This window comes from Lachnospiraceae bacterium JLR.KK008, assembly GCA_037015955.1.
Classification (GTDB): Bacteria; Bacillota; Clostridia; order Lachnospirales; family Lachnospiraceae; genus VSOB01.
Genome location: CP143548.1, coordinates 457,997 through 479,890, shown reverse-complemented (window position 1 = coordinate 479,890; position 21,894 = coordinate 457,997). Strand labels below are relative to the sequence as shown.

21 protein-coding genes are annotated in these 21,894 nt (G+C 50.2%); 1 reads left to right on the top strand and 20 read right to left on the bottom strand.

Annotation, left to right across the window (positions count from 1 at the left end; genetic code table 11):
- Positions 1 to 10 precede the first annotated feature (10 nt).
- From fliD to V1224_02340, 10 genes are all read right to left on the bottom strand, one after another.
- A complete protein-coding gene (gene fliD, locus V1224_02385; protein WWR16325.1) occupies positions 11 to 2,119 on the bottom strand; it encodes a flagellar filament capping protein FliD in 2,109 nt (702 codons plus the stop codon).
- 12 nt (positions 2,120 to 2,131) lie between these two features.
- Complete coding sequence (locus V1224_02380) at positions 2,132 to 2,545, bottom strand: flagellar protein FlaG (protein ID WWR16324.1); 414 nt, start codon at positions 2,543 to 2,545, stop codon at positions 2,132 to 2,134.
- A gap of 144 nt (positions 2,546 to 2,689) precedes the next feature.
- On the bottom strand, positions 2,690 to 2,908 hold the full coding sequence (gene csrA / locus V1224_02375) for a carbon storage regulator CsrA (protein ID WWR16323.1): 219 nt from the start codon (positions 2,906 to 2,908) through the stop codon (positions 2,690 to 2,692).
- Between the two features lies 1 nt (position 2,909).
- On the bottom strand, positions 2,910 to 3,371 hold the full coding sequence (locus V1224_02370) for a flagellar assembly protein FliW (GenBank protein ID WWR16322.1): 462 nt from the start codon (positions 3,369 to 3,371) through the stop codon (positions 2,910 to 2,912).
- Between the two features lie 12 nt (positions 3,372 to 3,383).
- Positions 3,384 to 5,144, bottom strand: coding sequence for a hypothetical protein (locus V1224_02365; GenBank protein WWR16321.1), 1,761 nt, complete (start codon positions 5,142 to 5,144; stop codon positions 3,384 to 3,386).
- 18 nt (positions 5,145 to 5,162) lie between these two features.
- Positions 5,163 to 7,079: a flagellar hook-associated protein FlgK gene (gene flgK, locus V1224_02360; protein WWR16320.1), complete on the bottom strand. Its 1,917-nt coding sequence runs from the start codon at positions 7,077 to 7,079 to the stop codon at positions 5,163 to 5,165.
- 25 nt (positions 7,080 to 7,104) lie between these two features.
- Complete coding sequence (gene flgK / locus V1224_02355) at positions 7,105 to 8,784, bottom strand: flagellar hook-associated protein FlgK (protein WWR16319.1); 1,680 nt, start codon at positions 8,782 to 8,784, stop codon at positions 7,105 to 7,107.
- 22 nt (positions 8,785 to 8,806) lie between these two features.
- Entirely contained in the window at positions 8,807 to 9,325 is a 519-nt protein-coding gene (locus tag V1224_02350) for a flagellar protein FlgN (protein ID WWR16318.1), read from the bottom strand.
- A gap of 5 nt (positions 9,326 to 9,330) precedes the next feature.
- Entirely contained in the window at positions 9,331 to 9,606 is a 276-nt protein-coding gene (locus V1224_02345) for a flagellar biosynthesis anti-sigma factor FlgM (GenBank protein ID WWR16317.1), read from the bottom strand.
- Between the two features lie 130 nt (positions 9,607 to 9,736).
- Entirely contained in the window at positions 9,737 to 10,069 is a 333-nt protein-coding gene (locus V1224_02340; GenBank protein WWR16316.1) for a cupin domain-containing protein, read from the bottom strand.
- Between the two features lie 193 nt (positions 10,070 to 10,262).
- On the opposite strand from V1224_02340, the gene V1224_02335 reads away from it, so the two are divergent.
- The gene (locus tag V1224_02335; GenBank protein ID WWR16315.1) at positions 10,263 to 10,940 is read left to right on the top strand and encodes a DUF554 domain-containing protein; all 678 of its coding nucleotides are present in this window, start codon (positions 10,263 to 10,265) and stop codon (positions 10,938 to 10,940) included.
- Positions 10,941 to 10,954: 14 nt separating this feature from the next.
- Here V1224_02335 and V1224_02330 read toward each other — a convergent pair whose 3' ends face one another.
- From V1224_02330 to V1224_02285, 10 genes are all read right to left on the bottom strand, one after another.
- Complete coding sequence (locus V1224_02330) at positions 10,955 to 11,707, bottom strand: cyclase family protein (protein WWR16314.1); 753 nt, start codon at positions 11,705 to 11,707, stop codon at positions 10,955 to 10,957.
- Between the two features lie 56 nt (positions 11,708 to 11,763).
- Positions 11,764 to 12,996, bottom strand: a complete 1,233-nt coding sequence (locus V1224_02325; GenBank protein ID WWR16313.1) for a glycerate kinase — start codon at positions 12,994 to 12,996, stop codon at positions 11,764 to 11,766.
- A gap of 4 nt (positions 12,997 to 13,000) precedes the next feature.
- On the bottom strand, positions 13,001 to 14,191 hold the full coding sequence (locus V1224_02320) for an MFS transporter (protein WWR16312.1): 1,191 nt from the start codon (positions 14,189 to 14,191) through the stop codon (positions 13,001 to 13,003).
- Positions 14,192 to 14,300: 109 nt separating this feature from the next.
- Positions 14,301 to 15,500 carry an iron-containing alcohol dehydrogenase gene (locus V1224_02315; GenBank protein ID WWR16311.1) on the bottom strand — a complete coding sequence of 400 codons (1,200 nt, stop codon included), beginning with the start codon at positions 15,498 to 15,500 and terminating at the stop codon, positions 14,301 to 14,303.
- Between the two features lie 17 nt (positions 15,501 to 15,517).
- Positions 15,518 to 16,558, bottom strand: a complete 1,041-nt coding sequence (locus V1224_02310) for a galactitol-1-phosphate 5-dehydrogenase (GenBank protein ID WWR16310.1) — start codon at positions 16,556 to 16,558, stop codon at positions 15,518 to 15,520.
- 24 nt (positions 16,559 to 16,582) lie between these two features.
- A complete protein-coding gene (locus tag V1224_02305) occupies positions 16,583 to 17,260 on the bottom strand; it encodes an IspD/TarI family cytidylyltransferase (protein ID WWR16309.1) in 678 nt (225 codons plus the stop codon).
- Positions 17,261 to 17,329: 69 nt separating this feature from the next.
- Positions 17,330 to 17,992 (bottom strand): ribulose-phosphate 3-epimerase, encoded by a 663-nt coding sequence (locus V1224_02300; GenBank protein WWR16308.1) that lies wholly within the window; start codon positions 17,990 to 17,992, stop codon positions 17,330 to 17,332.
- Between the two features lie 17 nt (positions 17,993 to 18,009).
- On the bottom strand, positions 18,010 to 19,545 hold the full coding sequence (locus tag V1224_02295) for a CDP-glycerol glycerophosphotransferase family protein (GenBank protein ID WWR16307.1): 1,536 nt from the start codon (positions 19,543 to 19,545) through the stop codon (positions 18,010 to 18,012).
- A complete protein-coding gene (locus tag V1224_02290) occupies positions 19,542 to 20,717 on the bottom strand; it encodes a hypothetical protein (protein WWR16306.1) in 1,176 nt (391 codons plus the stop codon). The genes V1224_02295 and V1224_02290 overlap by 4 nt, the downstream gene beginning before the upstream one ends.
- Positions 20,718 to 20,771: 54 nt before the next feature.
- Positions 20,772 to 21,875: an FkbM family methyltransferase gene (locus V1224_02285; GenBank protein ID WWR16305.1), complete on the bottom strand. Its 1,104-nt coding sequence runs from the start codon at positions 21,873 to 21,875 to the stop codon at positions 20,772 to 20,774.
- Positions 21,876 to 21,894 lie beyond the last annotated feature (19 nt).

The following is a 21,894-nucleotide window of genomic DNA, read 5'->3' as shown; positions in this document are numbered from 1 at the left end:
TCTTTATTTATTAATTGCCGAACAGGCTGCTGATATAGCTCTGCTGAGAGTTCAGCTTCGACATTGCAGTCTCCATCGTCGTAAACTGCTTATAATATCTGTCTTCGAGAGCCTGCAGCTTCTTCTCCTGTTTCTTGATCTTCTCTGTATACTCATCATACTCTACCTGCATCCGCTTATTATCATACACATTATAAATGCTGCGGTAGTCGGTACGCTGCATGATGCCGTTTACCTGTTTCTGCAAACCTCCGATCAGCTCTGTGAAAAACTTCTTCACAGTCTCCGGATCGCTTGCAATGGCGGCTTTCAGTTTATCTTCCTCACCGGAAGTATTCGTGTCATCTTTATCTCCATCAATATGGAAGACACCTTTTTCATTGTCGCCCGACTTAAAATAACCCAGCGTATTGATTCCGAAATTCGAGAGACTGTATTTCTTGCCGTCGATTGTGACACTGCCAAGCATTGCCGTCTTGAATGTCTGGATCAATGTACCAAGGTCGGAATCCCGGCGAAGGAGCGAATCTTTAATCTTTGTCTCCCACTTTTCAACCTCCGTATCAGACATGGCGTCTTTTTCATCGTCTGTCAGCGGTTCATACCCTTTGGCAGTCTTGGCATTATACAGAGTATCCATCTCTTTGATCAGAGCATTATATTCTTTGAAGAAATTCTTGACCATATCATAGATGCCGTCCACATCGTCCGACGTACTGATCGTGCTTTCAGCATAAACATTATTGCCGTCCGCATCCTTCCCGGTAATCGCGCTCACGGCATTGGCCGTGATGTTCAGGCCATTGATTGTAAAATGATTGCTGTCGGAAGTAAAATCCGCACCATTCAGCGAAATAATCGCATCCTGCCCCTGTACACGAACAGAATTGCTACTTGCACCGCTAAGCAGAGCCGGGTCATGAAGCGCCATATTCGCTGCCGCCGCATATGCTCTGCTCTCCTGTTCTACTTTAGACGCAAGATCGTAAGATGCTGTCGTAGGCGGCACTACAAGTCCCATACTCTTTGCTGCGGACTCAGCCACCGTGTAAGCCTCTACCGCTTTCATCCGGCCATCTCTTGCCGCTTGCAGTTCTTCCGCGGAAACGCCGCTGGCCGCACCGTTCGTATCGTAATCGTCGATAACGGACTGATAGTAATCCCGCAGTACATTGGCTGCATCCGCCAGTTTCTTCTGCGCTTCCTCGGAATCCTTAAGGTTTTGAACCTTGTCTTTTTCGCTGGTCAGTTTCGTCCGCTCTTCCCGCAGACGCTGAACCTCGGACTTGTAAGTGTCAAGCTCTTTGAGCATATCGGCTGCTTCTTTTGCCGTCGTCTCTTTTAATTTCTCCTGGAATTTGGCTTCATTGAGCTGATAAGTACCGCCAACGTTGTCAAATGCCTCGCCCCAGTATTGATAGTTTTCATAGGCAGCGCTTCCCGGCTCAAAATCACTCTTGTTCAGGAGTCCCATACTGGACAGCGCCGTAAGACCTTCCACATTGCTTCCGGTGATCGTAAAGTCGTTTTCAGCTCCACTGCCGCCGGCGTTGATGAAGATACGCTGATTCGTCTCATCAAAGTTTGCGGTAAGACCTGTACCCCGCAGCGCTTCCATCACATCATTGATCGTGGACTTTCCACTCAGACTGATCGTTGTCTCTTTTCCGCCGTTCATGACCCGGAATGAAATCTCTGCCGTATCGCTCAGCGTACCGCCATTTTTCTTAATCAGTTCCGCCAGCGTCGTGCTTCCTGTCACACTCTTGTCATCGCTCAGTTTACCGCCGGTCAGAGAGCCGGTTTTGGCAAGCTGCTTGACAGCCAGCGTCTGTGTGCCGTTAGCTGTATCAGTGCCTGCGATTACGCTGGCAATATTGGAATCCGATACTGTCGTCTTCTTTTTGTTGAACGAACTCTCCAGCATCATGTTCGTCAGCTGATTATTATAGAAATTATATACTTTGGTATTAAACTCTTTCCATACTTCCTGCTGCCAGCCCAGCTTGGTTTGCGCTTTTTCAAGGTCTTCCTTCTTCTTACTGGAAGCCTTTACAAGCTCCTGAACCATACTGTCTGTATCCAAGCCGGATGCAATTCCGGAAATTCTCATTGCCATAATTAAATCCTCCTATAGCTTCTCGTCTACGAGAATGCCTGCCATTTCCCATACTTTCGCGATGATATCAAGCGTTTTTTCCGGTGGGTACTCTTTCAGCACTTCTTTTGTCTTTTTATCCACGATCTTAATCGTGACCCGATTCGTACCTTCATGAATACCGAAAACAGCTTCAGAATTGCTCATCTGTTTGTTGAGCTGATCTACCATTTTTTTCATGGAATCCTGAGGCTGCTGCTCTTTACCGCCTGCCCCCTGATTACCCTGTCCGTCTGCCTCTCCCGCACTTTTCACAACCATTGTCGTAGCATCTACCGGCTTGTCAATACTAGCCACGGCCACATCCATGTTTACCGGGGCTGCCTTTTCTACTGGTTTTGTCTGCGCCTGAAACGTCATTGCACTGTTTACTGGTTCAATGTTCATGCTCATCACCTCCATGTGATAGATTGGATAATATATAACTAGTTACACCCACTACTCTATTAAAAATATCGGCAAAAAAAAGAAAATGTTTATAGAACGTATAAACATTTTCTTCCCGGTTACTGCCATTCCTGCGCATTTCCTCTATCCAAGCAGATTTTTCAGATTTTCCAGTCCTTCCGTGTCCATCGCCTCTTTATTGGCCTCCTGGATCTGCATATACACTTCTTTTCTATATACCGGCACTTCTCTCGGTGCGGAAATCCCCAGCTTTACCTGCTCGCCTTTGATCTCCAGAACCGTGATCTCTATATTGTTGTTTACGACCAATGCCTCATTCTTTTTTCTCGATAATGCCAGCATATCATTCACCTGCCTTCTTCGCTGCCTGCAATATTTCGTAGATTGGATATTTTACGGAATATTTCTCGTCGTCCACGATCACCTGACATGCTTTTCTCGATTCCGTATGTACGACGATAGGCGCTTTCAGGTTCACACTCATCTTTTTAATGTCGGAAGGTACAGTCAGTGTTACAAGCACAAGCATCTGCTCCCCGTCCAGCTCACCGATCGGCTTTAAGATCTCATCCTCGACCTCCGGATTATAGTCCGGCATCACGAGCAAAGGGTCCATAACCGGCATGGCGAACGCGGGCTCCTGCAATGACTGCAGCCATCTGACGGAGCTGCCGCCCGGTTTTTCCGCATCGTGCATCAGAGCGAACTCCTTCAGCTCCGGAAATCCTACGATCCCATTGACGAAACGGATGATTTTATCATCGTCGATTTCAACTTCTCCAAAGATCTTCGTATTTATTCTCATATACTGCTCCTTTTAGATGAAATTCATCAAAGTGCTCTGTGTTATCTTGCCGGTAGCCATCAGTGACGCATCATATGCGAGCTTCGCACTGGCCAGATCGGTCGCCACTTCCGCCGTATTCGCCTGCTCATTGTCCGCTACCAGATCTTTGAAATTCGTCTTCTGGGAATCCAGCCTTGTCTGTACAAGGTCGAGCTTGCTTCCTCTCGTACCTACGGCTGTCAGCGCCAGCGTTGTCTTATCCAGGTATTTCTGCATTCCAGAAATACCATTTTCAAAAGTAACCTGCAGTTTCTCTTTCAAAAATGTCAGCGCCTTGTTGGCGGCTGTCAGACTCTTTTCCGCGATTAACCGGTCTGCCTCGGTCGTCTTCGAATCTTTGATGATACCGTCCAGCGTATTAACAACTTCCTCCACATCGCCGACCTGCTGCAGGATCGCAATCATGTCATCCACATCTCTGCCGATGTCATGGGTATAACACTCGCTTGCCAGCGTATTGACTCTTACCTTCTGATTGAATCCCACATCGTAGGAGATAATTTGGTCATCCGCGTTTTTCGGTTTATCCATATTGTGCTGGATATTCTTTTTCCCATTGGGATGAAGCGCATCATAGGGGTCTTCCACGCACTCAAAATAATGTTCCGGCCTCAGTTCCCCTTTCTGCCAGTCTGTCTTACAATACGTAACGGAGATCTTGCTCTCGTCCACGCCGTCTGTCTGATACAGATCGCTGACACTTGACAATGCCTGGTATGCGTCATCGTTTAAGATCAGCTCTCCCGTTTCCGGAATAAACACCGCTCCCGTTGTCACCTGTTCCGTAAGCGGTACCGGCGGATTCTGCGTATTGTCCATCATCGGATTGCCGTCGGCATCCAGTACCGGCACTTCCGACTTTTTCATCGTGCTTGCGTACTGATAAGCATCCGCTTTTACATAGACCGGATCGCCTGTAACCGGGTCAAACACCGGATTACCGGCCGCATCCGTCTCCTGTATCTTATTGCCGTTTTCATCGAGCACGTCTTCATACTCATATTTGGAAATCGTCACGATCGGAATCTGTTTCAGATTACCCAGTTTATCATAATACGTCACCTTCGGCACGACATCCGAATCGAGATTGTTGTAGGACAGTCTCAACCTGTGGACAGTTTCCTGGCTGACCGCCGTATCTTCCATGGCGAAATCACCATCCGTAAAATTACCGGAATTGATCGCGCCGATCGTGTTCTTGCCATTATCCATCTTCACATAGGTGATGTCATCCATAATGGCTTTGTCCAGCCGCTCCGTAATAGAATACGTCAGCTTGGAATCTTCCTCGAAACGCAGCTTCGTTCCGGTGCGATACCCGGTGAAAACGCCTCTGCCCGCATAGTCCGCATCGCCCGTCGCATAGATCTCTGTCCTGAACTCTTTCAGGGCTGCCAATATCGCTTCCCGGTCCTCTGTCTTCAGATCTTCGTTCGCACCGCTGTTGCACTGCTCGATCATATCCGTCAACGCTTCACCGATACTCACGATAGCATCTTCCGTCACCTTCAGCCAGCTCTTTGCATCCTCCACATTTTTATCACGGTACTGTGTAATGTCAGAGAGCGTAGTGCGCAGACGCAGTGCACGGATCGCCACGACCGGATCGTCGGACGGTCTCTGTATCTTTTTGCCGGACGCCATCTGCGTACTCAGCTTATCCTGCAATATTTTGTTCTGATTGATATTTGACAGGGCGTTGTCCTGCATGATTTTATTTGTGATTCTCATATTCCGTCCTCCCCCGTTTTATACGCCGGTCTCAAGTATAAGTCTGTCATACACTTCTGTCAGCGTCTGGATCATCTTCGATGCCAGTGTATAAGCATTCTGATATTTGACAAGACTAACCGCCTCTTCGTCCTCATCCACACCGGAGATCGAGAGTCTCTGCGTCTGGATACTTTTGGAAATATAAGTATAGTTATCGTTAAAATCATTCGCACGTTTGGCATTGAGCGAAATATCAGACAAAATACACTGCAGGAACTGGCCGGAAGAGCTGCCCCGGAATTTCATCCGATCCACATTCGTCTTCAGATCAATCAGATCGTCGACAATGTCGTATTTACTTTCTTCATCTGCGTTGCCTCTGTGGGTGGCAATCAGATTCGGATCATCCAGCATTTTGTCCGATACGGCAAAGTTAAACGCCGTCAGACGGTAGTAGCTGTCTTCGTTGCAGCTCAGCGTATAGCTGTTCTTGTAGCTGTCCTCTCCCCATTTTCCAAACGTAAACTGTTTGGCATCGGTAGGCATATTTGCCAGGAACAGACGATCGGCCTTATTTCCATAATTGTCGATAGCACCTTCCTGTGTCATAATATCGTTGAATGCCTTGGCATAGCAGCGAACCCACTCGTTCATCTGCTCCATATAATAAGGAATCCCCTGATAGTCGACTCTCGTTCCGACTGACGCATCCTTGCCGCGCAGACCGCTCACACTCGTATTCTCATTTTTTGACTTATCGCTGAGAACAAACTCATAAGAATACGAATCTGTTGCCTCATTGTACTTCATCGTCCACGAATCAAAATAATATTCCTGGCTTCCGAGCATGATCTTGCCGCCGTTATCCGGCAGGGTACACTTGTTAATATCTTTTAAATAAGCGGCATCCACATCCACCGTGACAACCGTGTTTTTCGTCCCTGTCACCGGATCGGTGCGCACATCCGCGTTGGATACCGTGCCGTGGAAGTATTCTCCGTTGTTACCGTCCCGCAGATCTGCCAGGCCTTTGAGCTTGCCGCCCATGCTGGCGTTACGCAGACTGAATTTATTGCCGTTCGACCAGACGATGTCATAGAGACCGTCCGCATCAGACTGATTTACTTTCTCATAGCGGCTTCTGGCAACACAGTTGAGCGTATTGGAAAACTGGTCGTCAACCAGTGTCTGCCGACCGGCAATCCTGACGATAAAGCGGGTTGCGCCCGTATATCTGCCCGGATTGTTAGGATCCTCGACAAGCTGCTCCTCCGTCTCCACATCCACGATCTCGGAGAGCTCATCGATCATCAGTGCACGCTGATCCCGCAGTTCATTTGCATTACCACCGGCCATCTCGATAACATTGATCTGTTTGTTGATCGTGACGATCTTCTGTGCGAGAGAATTGATCTGATCTACGCTGATCTTGATCTCGGAGTTGACGTCTTTCTGCATCTTCTGCAGATTTGCCGCCATCGAGTTAAAGTACTCCGTCAGCTCCTCCGCTTTTCCGAGGAAATCTCTTCTCACCTCGTCCGTACCCGACTGTTTCTTGATCTCAGCGAGCGCATCATACATATTGTCAAAGATCGTACTGAACCCTTTCAGTCCACCCTCTTCCTCGTCGCCGTCATCCATAAAATAGTTCTCAATCTGTTTCATATAATACTGCTTTGTCTTATACTCACCCAGGCTGGAGTTATTCTCCCAATATTTCACATCATAAAACTGATCCCGGTAACGCTCAATGGCAAGCACATCCACGCCGGCGCCCGCACATCCGTATGTTGTGAAAGTGCGGAGTGCGTCTGTCGCCTGCTGCACCGTATGCTGCCTGCTGTACCCTTCCGTATCTACGTTGGAAATATTATTACTCGTCGTATTCAGGGAGGCATTGGCTGCTGTCAGTCCAAGATAAGCTGTATTCAATCCAAAAAATGTAGATGGCATATATTTTCCCCTCTCTGCCTTTTATTTATCTGGCAAGACTGCTGATCAGATGTTCCAACATCTCGCTGATGACATTGATATAGCGGCTGGACGCATTGTATGCGTTCTGAAATTTGATCATATTCGTCAGTTCCTCATCGGAGGAAACACCTACGATCTGTTCTCTCGCCGCACAGGTAGCCTCCAGTGTGTCAGACTGGCTCGTGGCAATATCGTGAAAAACCGAACCGCTGTTAGCGATCTGTGAAACCAGATCCGAATAATAATCCATAAAATTGGCTTTTGTCCGCACATTCGGATTCAGATAGGGCCGCCCTTCCTCTGTCTGAAATGCTTCCGCCAGCTTGGCAGCCGTCTCATAATCTTCTTTCTTGTCAGGACGCATCAGATTCAGCTTCGTCGGCTCTTTTACCAGACTCGGATTGATAACCAGATTCATCGCCGAATACAGTGTTTCCGTCCTCTTTGGATCTTCCTCATTGTATACCCACTCTTTGCTGTCAGAATCATAACGGTAGCCGTCCGTCACCTTTTTCTCAAACAGCTGTATGGGCTGCCATGTCTCTTCCCCGTTTACCATCACCTTCTCACACAGATAGCCGGTATTCGTGTCTGCCGCATCTGCCAGAATCCGGTTAAGCTCTGTCGCCACCGTGTGAATCAGCTGGTCGAACTCTGCCTGAATATTCATGACAATAGACTGGGAGATGTCTCTGTTATACGTCTTCGCATCCTGCAAATCAGTATAGTTGGCACGCTTATCTCCCCTCGCATAAAGCATTGCCTTGACGCCTCCGACGTCCGTATTAAACTGTGAGGAAATCGTCTGCTGAAGGTTAAACACTTTTGCAGCTTCAATATTATATATTTTCTTTCCGTTACTTCCGACTGTATAAGTTGCGTCCGAGATCCAGAACGGTGTGACAAAACCGGTCTGGGCATCTTCATCCAGCCCAATCTCAAACACAATATCTCTGTTGACAAAATCATGTCCTTCGATCTGCACGCTCACATTGCCGTACATATCTTCTTTATATTTAATGCTCGCCATACCGCCCAGCTCATCAAGGATCTGGTTTCTGGCATCGCGCAAGTCGTTGGCTTTCTCAACACCGCCGGCCTCAATCTTGACGATCTGGCGGTTCAGCTCACTTAGTTTTTTACCGTAGTCATTGATCTTGCCGATGTTGTTTTTGATCTGCAGATTCAGATTGTTCTGATAATCGCTAAGGCCTTTATACACCGCCTGTGCACTCTCCAGAAAAGAAGCGGCACGCTGGATCACAAGCCCCTGCACAACAGAGTCCGTCGGCGTCTTGGCCAGCTCATCAATTGCCCGCTGGAAATCTTCCATGGAATTATCAAACGTAGCTCCATACAGTTCGCCCAGTATCGTCTCTACCTCTGACATACACTGATACGAAGTCGTATAGAACATACTTCTGCCGGACTCTCTCCGATATGCCTGATCTAAAAATACATCTCTTACCTGTCTTACTTTGGAATAAGTAACGCCCAGACCTACCTGCTGTTTTGAGACAGCGGCGTTCGCGATCGTATTGTACTCCTTGTTTCCCTGAAGTACCTGCTGCCGCGTAAAGCCTGTCGTGTCCAGATTGGACATATTATGAGCTGTTGAATTTAATGCATTCTGACTTGTCTGTAATCCGGACTGTCCCACATATAAGCTACTCATTAACGACATATACTCTCACCTCTTCATCAACTTATTGTTTGGCGTCAAACCCGCCTGCATAAGTGCCAATCACACTGCCTGCGCTGTAAGCGCCCTTATTGTAATTGGCTGTCTCCGGCGCCCTGCGCAGAGACTGAAGCAAATTCAGGTCAAACTCTACCATCTCCAGCGCTCCGGTCAGCAGCTCCCTGTTCTGTGCATTGATATTCTGCATCTGAGAGAGTGTGACACGGAGCTTTTCATGGATCTCCGAAAGCTTCTTCTGATCTTCGGGGCTCTTTCCAAGAAGCTGAATCAGGTTTTCCAGTTTTAACTCTCCAACATCCCTGTTGATAACATTGGCGATATCCCGGATATGCTCTTCCCGTTTGACTTCGAGATGATGAATCCTGTCGATAACGTTCTGTTCCTCGTCCGTGATTTCCTGCAGCCGTGGAATATCTCCTCTCACGATCACAGGTGTTTTTTTTCTTGATAACTCCAGCAAGATCTCGTATTCTGAATTTTCCTGTTCCAAAACCGAAATTAAATTCTCAATCAGACTTGCCACTGGAATTACCTCATTTCATTATATTTTTCTAAAAGCTTTGCTGCAAAGCTCTCCTCGCTTACCTGATAATTGCCGCTCTGAATCGAACTCTTCAGCGGTGCTGTCATATCTTCCCTGATGTCGGACGCATTTGTGATCGCCTGTTTCGCCGTCTGTATATCCTTCCCGATTCCGGAGATCTGCAACTGATCAGAAGCGTTGCTCTTTGCTGTGTTCCCTGCTTTTACAGCCTTCTTGGTCTGATAGATCTGCTGTACCTGTGTATATGCTTCAATACGCATGTGAACTCCTCCTTCCATGGACTTTGCGTAAGTGTTTTCTTACAATGTGTATCGGATAATTTGCCTTATACTTTAGGTTTTCAGGGAAATTAAATTTGCTTTCGCTGCGCACGCAAGGCAGACGCAGGGATCAGTCCAGCAGAATCAACGCCATAAATACGAGGTCTTCGCCGCCTTCATTGGTCATACTGTGACCCTTTCCGTCCGATGTAAAGGTCACGTCACCCGGCCTTACCACCTGCCTGTCACCGTTATCATCATAGACTCCGGTTCCGGAAAGAATATAATAGGTCTCACTCTCCCCATGATGTTCGTGATAACCGATGCTGCATCCGGGCCGGAGCGTCACCTCGGCATACATCCGGCATTTATCATTCAAATTCTCTTTCCCCAGAATATGTCTGATAACAGTATGCCCCAATCCGCCTCTCATTTTTTCAATCGTTTCCGTTTTTGTTTCCATCCTTTATTTTCTCCTCTCCGCCGCTTCGCACGGCCCTGCTTTCCATTCAGTATAACGCGGCGCCTCTTTGCCGTAAATATACACTCTGTACGGAAATCGACAAAATTCCCTCAAACATGGCGACAGCCATAGACTTTTTATGAAAGAGCCAATATAATTAAGAAACGAAATCATGACAAAGAGGAGGACGATTATGTCAGGAACGATCTTCAATACTATGACTATTCTCATCGGCAGCATTGCCGGCAGTCTGCTGCGAAAGAGCATCAGCGAGAAACAGCAGAAAGTACTGTTTGATGCCATGGGACTTGCTGCCGCCGGCATCGGCATCAATGCGATTGTCAACAATATGCCGGACAGCAAATATCCGGTACTGTTCATTGCCAGTCTGGCCATCGGCAGCCTGCTCGGAAACGCATTTGACTTTGACAGCAAGTTCCAAAAGCTGGTCAGCCGCACGGGAGACGCCGGACTCGGACAGGGGCTTTCCACCGCTATCTTACTCTTCTGTATCGGCACACTCTCGATTCTCGGACCGATCGAAAGCGCTCTCAGAGGGGACAATACCTATCTGTATACAAACGGCACCCTTGATCTTGTCACCTCCATGGTGCTGGCTTCCACCTATGGCATCGGTATCGCTGCCGCCGCTGTTGTTCTCTTTCTGTGGCAGGGCTCTATCTACCTGTGCGCCGGCTTTCTGCAGGGATTTATCTCTCCTGAGTTTATGACCGAATTGTCCATCGTCGGTGGTTTCCTGATCGCCGCCTCCGGCATTAACATATTGAAAATCAAGGAGTTCAAGACAATGAATATGCTGCCGGCACTTCTTGTACCGGCAGCATTTTTTCTCATTCGGTCTTTTATTTGACAGTTGCAGATCCGTTATTCCGTAATTGCCCATACCCTGGCCGGCAGTCCTGTGGCCCCTTCGATCCGGGGATAAGACACGATCACCACTGCACCGGCAGGCGCTACCTGATCCAGATTGCAGAGCACTTCCACCTGCAGTTTTCCCTGATCGAGTACATAGCGCTCGCAGGCCAGATCACCGGCTGCCGCCGCCACCTCCGAGGCGTCCGTATCGAGTGTCTCATGCCCGTTGGCAGCCGCGTTTCTCTCTTCATAAATATATTTTAATGCCTCCAGAGACCAGCCCGGGAAATGCTCTCCGCCGTCTGCATCCGTGCCCGACATCGCATCCATATCGGGCCACTTCTCTGCCCATCCGGTGTAGAGCGCCACAAACGCACCGTCCGGGATCGCGCCGTATTTCTGCTCATACGCTCTGATGTCATCCGCCGTCACCGCATAATGAACATCCTCTTTCACTTTCTCTGTCACATCGATAACGCAGAGAGGAAAGACAAGATCCTTTACTCCATATTTTTCAGACAATTCCCGCTCTTTGATAAAATGTCCCGGAAAGTCGATATGCGTACCAAACTGTCCCGGAAACTTGAATGTCTGAATCAGACAGTCAAGCATTTCGTTACCCCAGTCATAGCAGGTCGTTCCCAGCTCTACTGCTCCTTCCGGAATACCGGCCCAGTAAGGACTTTCGTTATTCAGGGAATGAGAGAGCTCCACCCATCGATAATTCTTTGCTTCCTTTAACGCTTCCCACAGTTTATACATTGCATCCTCCTAATTGTTTTCGTTTGCTTCCTGTACTATACAAAATAGTCTTCCGTTTATCTCCTGATCAGCAGCGCCGCCACATCGTTGACATTCGTCCCGGTAGGACCGGTCCGAATCAATCCTCCGGTTTTCTCCAGTGCGTGATAGGCATCGTTGTTTTGCAGCGTCTCATAAACAGAAATCCCCTGCGCAAGAAGCGCCGCCTTTGTCCCGCCGTCACAATAGCCGCCCGCCGCATCCGTGGGGCCGTCCGTCCCGTCACTGCCCACACTGAAAACGGCCGTCTCCCGCAGTCCTGCAATCCCTTCCGCCGCCGAGAGAGCCAGCTCCTGATTACGCCCGCCCTTTCCTGTTCCGGTCAGGTGAACGACAGTCTCACCCCCTGCAAGAAAAGCCAGGCTCTCTTCCGTGCTCTGCCAGGTCCTGGCGACAGCGGCCAGAAACGCACCCGCCTCCCGCGCTTCACAGGCGAGACGGTCTGTCAGGATCATCGGTTTATATCCAAGTGCTTCACAGGCTGATGCCGCCGCCCGGCACAGAGACGACACACTACCGGTGATCTGTGTCTCCACGTTGTCCAGTTTCTTTGGCGTCTCCTGTCTTAACAGAGCCATCGCCTGCGCACTCAGTCCCAGCCTGTATTTGTCTGCGACCGCCAGCGCCTCCCTGCAGGTGGAGGTGTCCGCGCAGGCCGGTCCGGAGGCGATCATATCAAGCGGATCACCCAGTATATCGCTGAGTACGATACTGTAAACTCCCGCCGGCCTGCACGCAAGGGCAAACCGTCCTCCCTTTACGGCCGACAGGCGTTTGCGTATCGTGTTCATCTCCACGATGTCCGCACCGCAGGCAAGAAGCTGCTCCGTAATGTCACGCAGCTCCGCCGCCGGAATCAGCGGCATTTCAAATAGTGCGGAACCGCCGCCCGAGAGCAGAAACAACACGGTATCTTCCGCCGACAATCCCTGCACCAGATCGAGCGCCGCCTTTGTCCCGCGAAATGAATTCTCATCCGGCACCGGATGCCCTGCCTCGATACATACCGTCTTCGGGATCTCTCCGTTTCCATGTCCGTATTTAGTGACAACGATTCCCGCCTCCAGGCGATGGCCCAGTACGGCCGCCGCTGTGTCTGCCATCTGCCATGCGGCCTTTCCCACCGCTACCATATATATTCTGCCATTTCCAAACTCTCTGCCCTGCAGAGCCCTGCGCACCGCCTCGTCGGGCAGCACTGCCCGGATGGAAGCGTTTATAATCCTGTCCGCATCTTCACGCAGCCCCATCTGTTTACTCCTTTTTTCCCTCTCTCAACAGGCTGATACCGGCCAGAATCAGTATTGGGAAGATCATTGCCGCCGTCAGACCCGCTCTGATATTCCCGTCAAATAAGTTTGCCACCATTCCCACCAGTGTCGGTCCGCCGGAGCAGCCCACATCCCCGGCCAGCGCCATAAAGGCATACATCGCTGTGCCGCCGCCCTGCAGACGTCCGGCGGCTATGCTGAACGTGCCCGGCCAGAAGATGCCCACTGCAAATCCGCAGAGCGCACATCCGATCAGTCCAAGTACCGCCTGTCCGGAAAAGGCCGCCGTCACATAACAGAAAACGCAGAGCACCGCACTGATTTTCATGTATTTCTTCAGCGGCAGTTTTTCACTGTATCTGGCATAAATTGCTCTTGAGCTGCCCATCAGCAGAGCGAACGCACAGGGACCCGCCAAGTCTCCCACCGTCTTGCTCACCTGCAGCCCGGACTCGGCAAACGCGGAAGCCCACTGGCTCATCGCCTGTTCCGATGCTCCGGCGCATACCATAATGACCAGGAACAACCAGAAGATCTTCTGCCGCAGCAAGCCGCCAACAGATAACGCCTCCTGCTCTCCCGTGACCGGGTAGAGCGGCACAAGGCAAAAATAAAACAGATTACAGATGGGTATGATTGCCCAGATACAGGCCAGTATTTTCCAGCTCCCAATGCCAAACACTTTGAAAAAGGCGGTAGATACCAGTACGACAAACACATGCCCCCAACAGTAAAAAGAATGCAGCAGACTCATAGCCGCCTCCTTTTTCTCTGTCGGGCACGATTCGATAATCGGGGAGATCAACACCTCCACCGCTCCGCCGCCGATCGCATAGAGCACGACCGCTGTCATCAGACCAAGATACGCATTGCCTGTCACATCGGGCAGGAACGCCATACTGATCAGACCAAGCGCCGCAAACAGATGCGCGCCGACGACTCCCCTTCGGTAGCCGATCCGGTCCATCACTTTTGCCGACACCAGGTCGACCAAAAGCTGGACAAAAAAGTTGACTGTGGTGATCAGTGTGATCTTATCAAGCGTCAGACCGTAATCCCTGGCAAATGTGAGGAAAAGCAGCGGTGCGAAATTATTAACAATCGCCTGTGTGATATAGCCGATATAACCGGCGTAGATTGTATGTGTGTAATTTTTTCTGATTGACTGCAGCATCTCAGACCCTCCTTATGATGTTTACCGGTTCTCTGCCGGCATATATCATAATATCATCCATAAAGATGATCTGATAGCATAAAATCCGCCAAATACTAGTACAAAACCGTCAGGACTCTGATTCCAGACTGTCTCTGTAAATGGCCAGCATATCTTCTTCCCGCAGCACTTTAGCGGAACCCTTTTTGCCGCCGCTGGAGACCGCACATTTTGCTGCCAGTTCCACAAGCTGTTCCTCCGACGGTGTAAGGCCCAGTTCCTTTAAGGAAGTCGGCATACCGATATTGCGGAAAAAGTCCTCCATGGCACGGATTCCCTTCAGCGCAGTATCCTCCGCGTCCTTTCCGTCTTCCACGCCCATCACACGGCGCGCGAACTGCTCAAACCGCGGCAGACAGTCCCGGTATACATATCTGGCCCAGCTGCCCCATATGGCCGCAAGGCCTGCCCCGTGCGCCACATCGAACATTCCGCCAAGCTCATGTTCCAGCGCGTGCGCGGCGAAATCACCTGCTCCGCCCGCAATGCCGCCGCAGCCGGTCAGTCCATTGTGAGAAAGGCTTCCCGCCCACATAACTTCCGCCCGGGCTGAAAAATTTTGCGGATCATCCCGCAGGATCAGCGCCTGTTTCAAAACGGTGCGCATCAGTCCTTCCGCGATACTGTCCGTCAGCTCCATATGGCCGCCGTTCGTAAAGTATCGCTCCATCGTGTGCATCAGAATATCCGTACAGCCTGAAGCCGTCTGGTAATCAGGCAGGCTCATTGTCAGCTCCGGATTCATGACCGCGAATTTCGGCCGGCTCAGATCATTCCTGTAGCCCCTCTTGATACCGCCTTCTTCCTTCGTGATCACAGTGGAATTGCTCATCTCACTGCCTGCGGCAGCGATCGTCAATACAACGCCTACGGGCAGACAGGCCACTGCCTGCCTCTTCCTGTCATAAAAGTCCCACACATCACCCTCGTTAGCCACGCCGTAACCGATCGCCTTGGCAGAATCGATCACACTGCCGCCGCCCACTGCCACGATAAAGTCCACACACTCTCTCTTACAGAGTGCGATTCCCTCATAGACAAGCGACAGACGCGGATTGGGAACGACGCCGCCAAGCTCCGTAAAGGCCAGCCCCGCTTCCGCAAGACTCTTCTCAATCCGCTCCAGCAGTCCCGACCTCCTGGCGCTGCCGCTGCCATAGTGGAGCAGCACCTTGCTGCCGCCCTGTTCCCTTACCAGTGCCCCTGTCCGCAATTCCGCTTCCTTTCCGAATACGACCTGCGTCGGCGTGTAGAAATTAAAATCATTCATAATAACCCGCCCCTTTCTCAAAAGACTCCCATCACCTTCACATACTCTTCCCTCTTATCCCGCATAAGCTCAAATCCCTGTATCAAATGCGCAAAGTCCAGTCTGTGTGTGATCATCCGCTCCGGCCGGATCGTCCCGGCCGCAAGCCGGCTCATTACATAATGCCAGTCATCCTCTTCCTCTCCGGTATATGAGGAATTCCATGTACCGATCACTGTCAACTGATTGCGCAGTATCTTCCAGTATGTCTGCCGGTCGAGCGTCATATCCGAGGCCGGATTGCCCACTGTCACTACCCTGCCGCCGCAGGCCGTATGTCTGATCCCCTGCGCCAGCACTTCGTTCGTTCCCACACAGTCAAAAAACAGGTCTGCCTCATGCCCTTCCTCTGAAAGCCACGCTTCCACACTGCCTGACCGCGTATCAAACCAGTGATCGGCAGAAAGGCCAAGACCCAGTACTTTTTCTCTCTGTATGTCCTTATTGCCGACAGCATAGATATTTTCCAGCCCCCGCTCCCGCAGGAACATCAGCAGGAACAGGCCGATCGTCCCCAGACCGCAGATTACGACCCGCTCCCCCTGTTTCGGATTGGCGCGCCGCATGGCATGTACTGCCACCGCCATCGGCTCCAGCATCGCTCCCTGCTCATAGGAGACATTGTCCGGCAGCGCTGCCAGATTCCACTGCGGCGCTGTTACATACTGCGCAAAGCCTCCGTCCGTGCGCGAACCGATATAACCGTAGCTGCGGCACATCTCATACTGCTTATGCAGACAGGGCTTACAACGCCCACAGGGAATTAATGGAAAGAGTCCGGTCCTTCGCCCCAGCCAAGCCGGGTCTGTGCCCTCCCCCAGCTCCGCCACCACGCCGGAAAACTCATGCCCCGGAATCAATGGGTACGAATAAGTGCCCGTCTTATAAATCCGCGGTATATCCGAACCACAGATACCTGCCGCCCGCACCTCCAGCAGCACCTCTCCCGGCCCGGGGACCGGCTTTTCCGCCTCCTCCAGCCTGAAATCACCGATGTCATGCAGCACATATGCTTTCATTTCTCTGTCTTCCTTTCCCAGCTACTACTGATTTTGAATCATTGTACGAAACCGCTCCAGATCTTCCGCTGTCGTAATCTTGCTGTTGGTTTCCTCTCCCTCCACCAGGCCAATGTCCATGCCGGCCATGATCGCCGGCTCCGTGGACCCGTTGATCTCCAGTATACGGTCCGGCAGCAGTCTTTCTGTTGCACGCCGGTATTTGCCGAGCACAAAGGCCTCCGGCGCCTGCCCGGCATATACTTTACTGCGTTCCAGCAAAGAGGTGATCCGGCCCTCCTCCGCCATATAGACCGTATCTTTCATCGGCAGTACCGGAATCGCTCCGTCATGTTCCGCGCAGACGCGGATGCAGTCGGCAATCAGTCTGGCTGTCACGAGCGGTCTGGCTGCGTCATGGATAATGACAATGTCGTCTTCCCCCGCATACCTGCAGATGTCCATGAGTCCATTGTATATGGAAAGCTGTCTGTTCCGGCCCGGTTTCGAAAAACCTCTGAATTTCGTCCCCGTTTGTGCCGTGATCAGATCATGCCAGGCATCTTCCGCCACGATCTGAACCGCGTCCACATCACTGTGCCCTTCAAACACAGCAAGGCAGTACCCAATGATCGGCCTGCCTTTTACTTCTATGTACTGCTTCGGCAGACTGGCACCAAGTCGTGTGCCTGTGCCGCCTGCAAGTATCAATGCAATATTCATCTCTTCCTCCCGGTCGCCCGGCCGTCTGTCCGGCCGGAAACTCTCACAATAACCGTACCGTCCGTTTTCTTAAAACTTCAGATTTCGTACTCCTTCCAGTATCTCCCCGTAAGGTCTGTTCTTGCCAAATAACAGCGAGGAACCGAGAACGAAGCTGTCCATCCCTCTCGGCGCAAACTCCAGAATCTTCTCCGCCGTGCAGTTGCCATCCCAGCACATCGTAAAATCCATCTCTTCTTTCAATGCCAGCAGTTTTGTGATCTTCTTTCCCACATAAGGCATATACATCTGTCCGGCATTGCCGGGATTGACTGTCATCACAAGCACTCTTTTCACGATACGGAGCATCTCGATGACCGTCTCCACGCTTGTACCGGGATTGATGGCAATGCCCGGGATCAGTCCGGCGTTAATGATTTTCTGTAAGGTCGTCGACGGATGATACTCCGCTTCCGGATGGATATAGATCGTATCCCCCTGCCGCAGAGAGCGGATAAAGAGTTCGACCGTATTGTTGGGATGCTCCACCATCAGATGTACGTCCAGCGGCTTTTTGGCCACAGAGGCGATATAGCGCATATCGTTCAGAGCCATCGCATAGTTCGGCACATACCGCCCATCCATAATATCGATATGAAAGGAATCGATCCCCCCTGCTTCCAGGTCTTTTACTTCCCGTTCCAGATTTCCAAAATCGGCGCACATCATCGATGCCGTTATCTCAAAGTGCATGTTATTCTCCTTCGTCCTCATATACCAAGCGCCTCTGCAATCCGTTCACAGTTTCTGTTATCACCATACCGGTGCATCTTCCGCAGAAGCGCCCGTCTCTTTTCCCCGGAAAGATCCAGGCCTGCCGCTGTCTCTCTCACAAACCGGCAAAAGTCATCAAAGTTATACAATTCCACACCTGGCAGCCAATCTCTGATATTGTCAAAAACAAATCCTCTGCTGCTGCCATATTCTTCCACATCGTCAAGGGTAAACGCCAGCGGTCTGTCCAGAATCATATAATCCACTGCCGCTGACGAATAGTCGCTGATCATCGCGTCCGCACAGCCGAGAAGCTGATTAATCTGGATGTCTTTTCCGACCAGCTCCTGATTATCCAGGAGCACAATATTTTCCATTTTCAGATCTGCGATCTTCAAACGGTCCTGAAACGGATGGAGCTTTACAAGCAGCACTGCCTGTTCCTCATGCAGCAGATCGTTCAGCGCCCGGCACTTGTCGATCGTATCCACGATCGGCAGGCCGGTCTGTCCGCCCAGCTCGTATTCATTCAAAGAGTCCAGACCTTCTCTGGCCATGCGGAACGTCGGCAGCCAGAATATGTATTTTCTCCCTGCTGGGAGCGATAGCCGCTCCACAAAGTCGGCGACAGGAGAAAACAGCCAGTCTTCTTTGGCATAGCCTGTGATCAACACCTGATCTTCCCGCAGGCCATATATATCCTGATGAATCCGCGAATAAATCTCACTGACAACCGTCGTATACTCATAACGTTTCTCACAGCGGATAAAGTTGACTCTCGTCTTAAACCCGCACCCATGCCAGAGCTGGACTCTCACCTGATCGGAGCGGCAGTTTCTGGCAAATCCATAGGCATCCGTAAAAAACAGATACTTCGCAAGGCATAACGCCCGATAGTAGCGTTCTCTCTCCTCTTCCTCTTCCGATAATGCCCAGTCAAAAGAAAGAAATTCCACATTGGGAACGGCCTGATAAGCGGAAAAATCCTGCGGATGTTTGACAAACCATACGAGCTTATATTTGTTATTATACCTCTTATTCAGCATAAATTCAAACAGCGCTCTCGCATTGTCAGAAAAATCCATGCCTGCCACATAGGCGGAAGCATGGGGGCCGCTGCGAAATACGATCACATTTTCCAGACCGGTATTCTCATAACGGTCCCGGTATGCCATTTCCACTTCCGTCTCATAATTTTCGAAATAATAAATGTCTTCGCCATATCCTCTCTCTTCCAGCGCTCCTGACAATACGTCAAAAGCCTCCCTGAAATAATCGGAAGTGATTAAAAAGACCGCCGTATCCAGAGGGATCTCTGACAGAGACCCACTCCCATATACCGCGATCTTTTTCTCTCCGAACCGATGCTCTCCCTGATTTCTTGCATTGTCATCAATCACGGCCTCTATGCTGTCTGCGATGGCAAATTTATGTGCCAATTCATCCATATAAGAAGAAGAATATTCATAACAGTACACTTTTTTGCCGGACAGAAATTCCAAATTGTCGTCCGTGAGCTTACAGAGATTCATCGGTATTCTCCTTTGTCTATCATTTGCAGATGTTCATATTTTCCATTGTTCATAATCTGGGCACAGATACTGCCGGTACAAATGCCGGCTACCAGACAGTCGCAGCGGGAGAGCAGTTCGATCGTCGTCAGATATTCCAGCCCTTTCAGATAACTGTCATTCTGCCTCTCAAAATGGATGTTTGCCAGCCAGGTCTGTCCGGTATCACCGAACCGTCTCTGATCCGTACAGCTCATGAGACTCCCAAACTCTGCCCGGAATCTGTCCATGGCCGCTGCGTCCTCCGTACTGACAAAGATCCGCTCACACTGCCATTCTTCCATATATTGATAAATTGATGCGATCATTTCATCGACAGTCGGCTGAACCGGATGATTTTTCAGTTTCAGCGCGCTCATATCTGAGCCGCGATATAATACTCCCAGCGTTTTTTTTGTCCGGTCAATCTTATCTTCATACTCGTTCTCTATGTAGGAAGCGACATCTGAACGGTATCTGACATATTTCTCATACAGCTCACTCATACGTCTGATGTCATATTTCCTGTCGTAGTCCGCCTTATAACAGTTTTCGTCATACCCAAGGATAACATTGCTGCTCTCATACACTTCCGCCAGAGAATACTCTGAAAACGGCTGATAATAATACTCCCATGCGTTTTCAATGCCGACCTTCTCCTCGTCCAGATACTGGCTCCAGAAATTCTGCATATCAATGACAGGGATATATCCGTTTCGCTCCACAAAATCCATCTGCTCCAGAAAAGCAAACACATAGGAAAACAGACCGTCCCGGAGATGGATGGGATGGGAAAGCAGATAAAAAGTCTGCTCCGGATGCCTTTCCCCGAATTTATGAGAAAACAGCATTTTACACCACTGAATCCGCCGCAGCACTTTCTCTTTTGGAATCCCCGCCTCTTCCGTGAGTTGTCTGCTGATCTCATCATCATAGACACTGACGATCAGAATAAAATCATAATCCGCCTGTGGCAGATCATCCCGCATTATAAAGGGGACGCCCATCCGCTCCGCCGCCGGCGCCTTCCCCGCATTGCCGTCAGAGCACCCGACCACCTGAAAACGCAGCCTGATATAGTCGATGGCATCCCAGACCGTATTGCCAAGCCCGTATACGATCACTCTTCGTCTTCCCGTCTGTTCGATTAACATCTCTTTTCCTTCCTTCACTTACGACACAGTCCTCTTTCTCCGCCGCCGGTGTTCTCACACCCGCCCTTTGATACCGCGCACGATTCCCCGGGAAAATTTTGTGGACACATATGACTTCCTTCTCGGAAACGGAAACCACATAAAACCTGGTGTCACCGAGCACTGCATCCCATATCCGCCCAGCGCATCCCGTATGAGAATTTCATCAAAATCCGCATGGTAACAACAGACCGCACATTTCAGATCCTGAGAATTTCTGATCGTCTCCTCTGCTCCCAGCAGAGCATCCCATTCATTTCCTTCAATATCCATCTTAATAAAATTGACAGGTTCTTTGATCAGAGAATCAAGGGTAGCGCACTGCCCTTCCGTCATCGAAGTGAGATAGCGGGGAAGAATGACGATCTTTTCCCGGTCCTCCCGGAATGTCTCCTCCAAAGCCTCGATCCATTTCTCGTCAGCTTCAATCAGATAGATCTTCGATGCCCTCTCTATGACATCCAGTGCGAAATTGCCTTCCGCAACTCCGGCGTCCACAACTACATCCCCCTCTTTGACGTCAAATGTATCTGTCAGATACCTGTGCGGAGACTGAATATCCTGTTCCACGAGCAGGCTTCTGTAATACTGTTCCACCTTGTCCACGCTGTCCAGATGTCTGGCAAAATACAGCTTTCTGCCGCTTTCTTTCCCGCGATGCCACACATAATACAGGCCGCACCGGGAATCGTATTCGACGTCCGTTTTGATCTCTTCATATTTATCTGCGAAATCGTAATTAAACACTTGCAGATCTTTTTCCCGAATGCGGGTAAGCATCGCCCGGATCTGTGCGTCTTCACAGGCTTCATACCGCTTCAAAAGGCTTTGCTTATAGAAATATTTATAGTTCTCAACAAAGACCCTCGCATCTTCGCCCAGGCTCTCTTTGATCTGACAGACAATCTCCTGATATTTGTCTACGAGAACAAAGATTCCGTCAAACTCCTTTTCCGATAAAACCTGCGGTCCAAAGACCGGCTTCCCCCAAAAAACCGTTCCCTGCTTCTTTGTGTTATTATCGATAAAACCGATCACGTCATATCGTTCCATAACACCGCACTGTTCCAATACCTGTCCGGCGATCTGTCCCGTTCCCCAAAGTAATGCCTTTTGCATAATGCGCCCCTCTGTCTTT

Excerpts from the sequence above, each read along its gene's own strand:
- V1224_02380 (WWR16324.1), bottom strand. The coding sequence starts at position 2,545 with ATGAACATTGAACCAGTAAACAGTGCAATGACGTTTCAGGCGCAGACA.
- V1224_02315 (WWR16311.1), bottom strand. The coding sequence starts at position 15,500 with ATGAATGATTTTAATTTCTACACGCCGACGCAGGTCGTATTCGGAAAG.
- V1224_02335 (WWR16315.1), top strand. The coding sequence starts at position 10,263 with ATGTCAGGAACGATCTTCAATACTATGACTATTCTCATCGGCAGCATT.
- flgK (WWR16319.1), bottom strand. The coding sequence starts at position 8,784 with ATGTCGTTAATGAGTAGCTTATATGTGGGACAGTCCGGATTACAGACA.
- V1224_02320 (WWR16312.1), bottom strand. The coding sequence starts at position 14,191 with ATGCTGCAGTCAATCAGAAAAAATTACACACATACAATCTACGCCGGT.
- V1224_02305 (WWR16309.1), bottom strand. The coding sequence starts at position 17,260 with ATGAATATTGCATTGATACTTGCAGGCGGCACAGGCACACGACTTGGT.
- V1224_02340 (WWR16316.1), bottom strand. The coding sequence starts at position 10,069 with ATGGAAACAAAAACGGAAACGATTGAAAAAATGAGAGGCGGATTGGGG.
- V1224_02345 (WWR16317.1), bottom strand. The coding sequence starts at position 9,606 with ATGCGTATTGAAGCATATACACAGGTACAGCAGATCTATCAGACCAAG.
- flgK (WWR16320.1), bottom strand. The coding sequence starts at position 7,079 with ATGCCATCTACATTTTTTGGATTGAATACAGCTTATCTTGGACTGACA.
- V1224_02370 (WWR16322.1), bottom strand. The coding sequence starts at position 3,371 with ATGAGAATAAATACGAAGATCTTTGGAGAAGTTGAAATCGACGATGAT.
- V1224_02365 (WWR16321.1), bottom strand. The coding sequence starts at position 5,144 with ATGAGAATCACAAATAAAATCATGCAGGACAACGCCCTGTCAAATATC.
- V1224_02310 (WWR16310.1), bottom strand. The coding sequence starts at position 16,558 with ATGAAAGCATATGTGCTGCATGACATCGGTGATTTCAGGCTGGAGGAG.
- V1224_02300 (WWR16308.1), bottom strand. The coding sequence starts at position 17,992 with ATGCACTTTGAGATAACGGCATCGATGATGTGCGCCGATTTTGGAAAT.
- V1224_02295 (WWR16307.1), bottom strand. The coding sequence starts at position 19,545 with ATGAATCTCTGTAAGCTCACGGACGACAATTTGGAATTTCTGTCCGGC.
- fliD (WWR16325.1), bottom strand. The coding sequence starts at position 2,119 with ATGGCAATGAGAATTTCCGGAATTGCATCCGGCTTGGATACAGACAGT.
- V1224_02285 (WWR16305.1), bottom strand. The coding sequence starts at position 21,875 with ATGCAAAAGGCATTACTTTGGGGAACGGGACAGATCGCCGGACAGGTA.
- V1224_02330 (WWR16314.1), bottom strand. The coding sequence starts at position 11,707 with ATGTATAAACTGTGGGAAGCGTTAAAGGAAGCAAAGAATTATCGATGG.
- V1224_02325 (WWR16313.1), bottom strand. The coding sequence starts at position 12,996 with ATGGGGCTGCGTGAAGATGCGGACAGGATTATAAACGCTTCCATCCGG.
- V1224_02290 (WWR16306.1), bottom strand. The coding sequence starts at position 20,717 with ATGTTAATCGAACAGACGGGAAGACGAAGAGTGATCGTATACGGGCTT.
- csrA (WWR16323.1), bottom strand. The coding sequence starts at position 2,908 with ATGCTGGCATTATCGAGAAAAAAGAATGAGGCATTGGTCGTAAACAAC.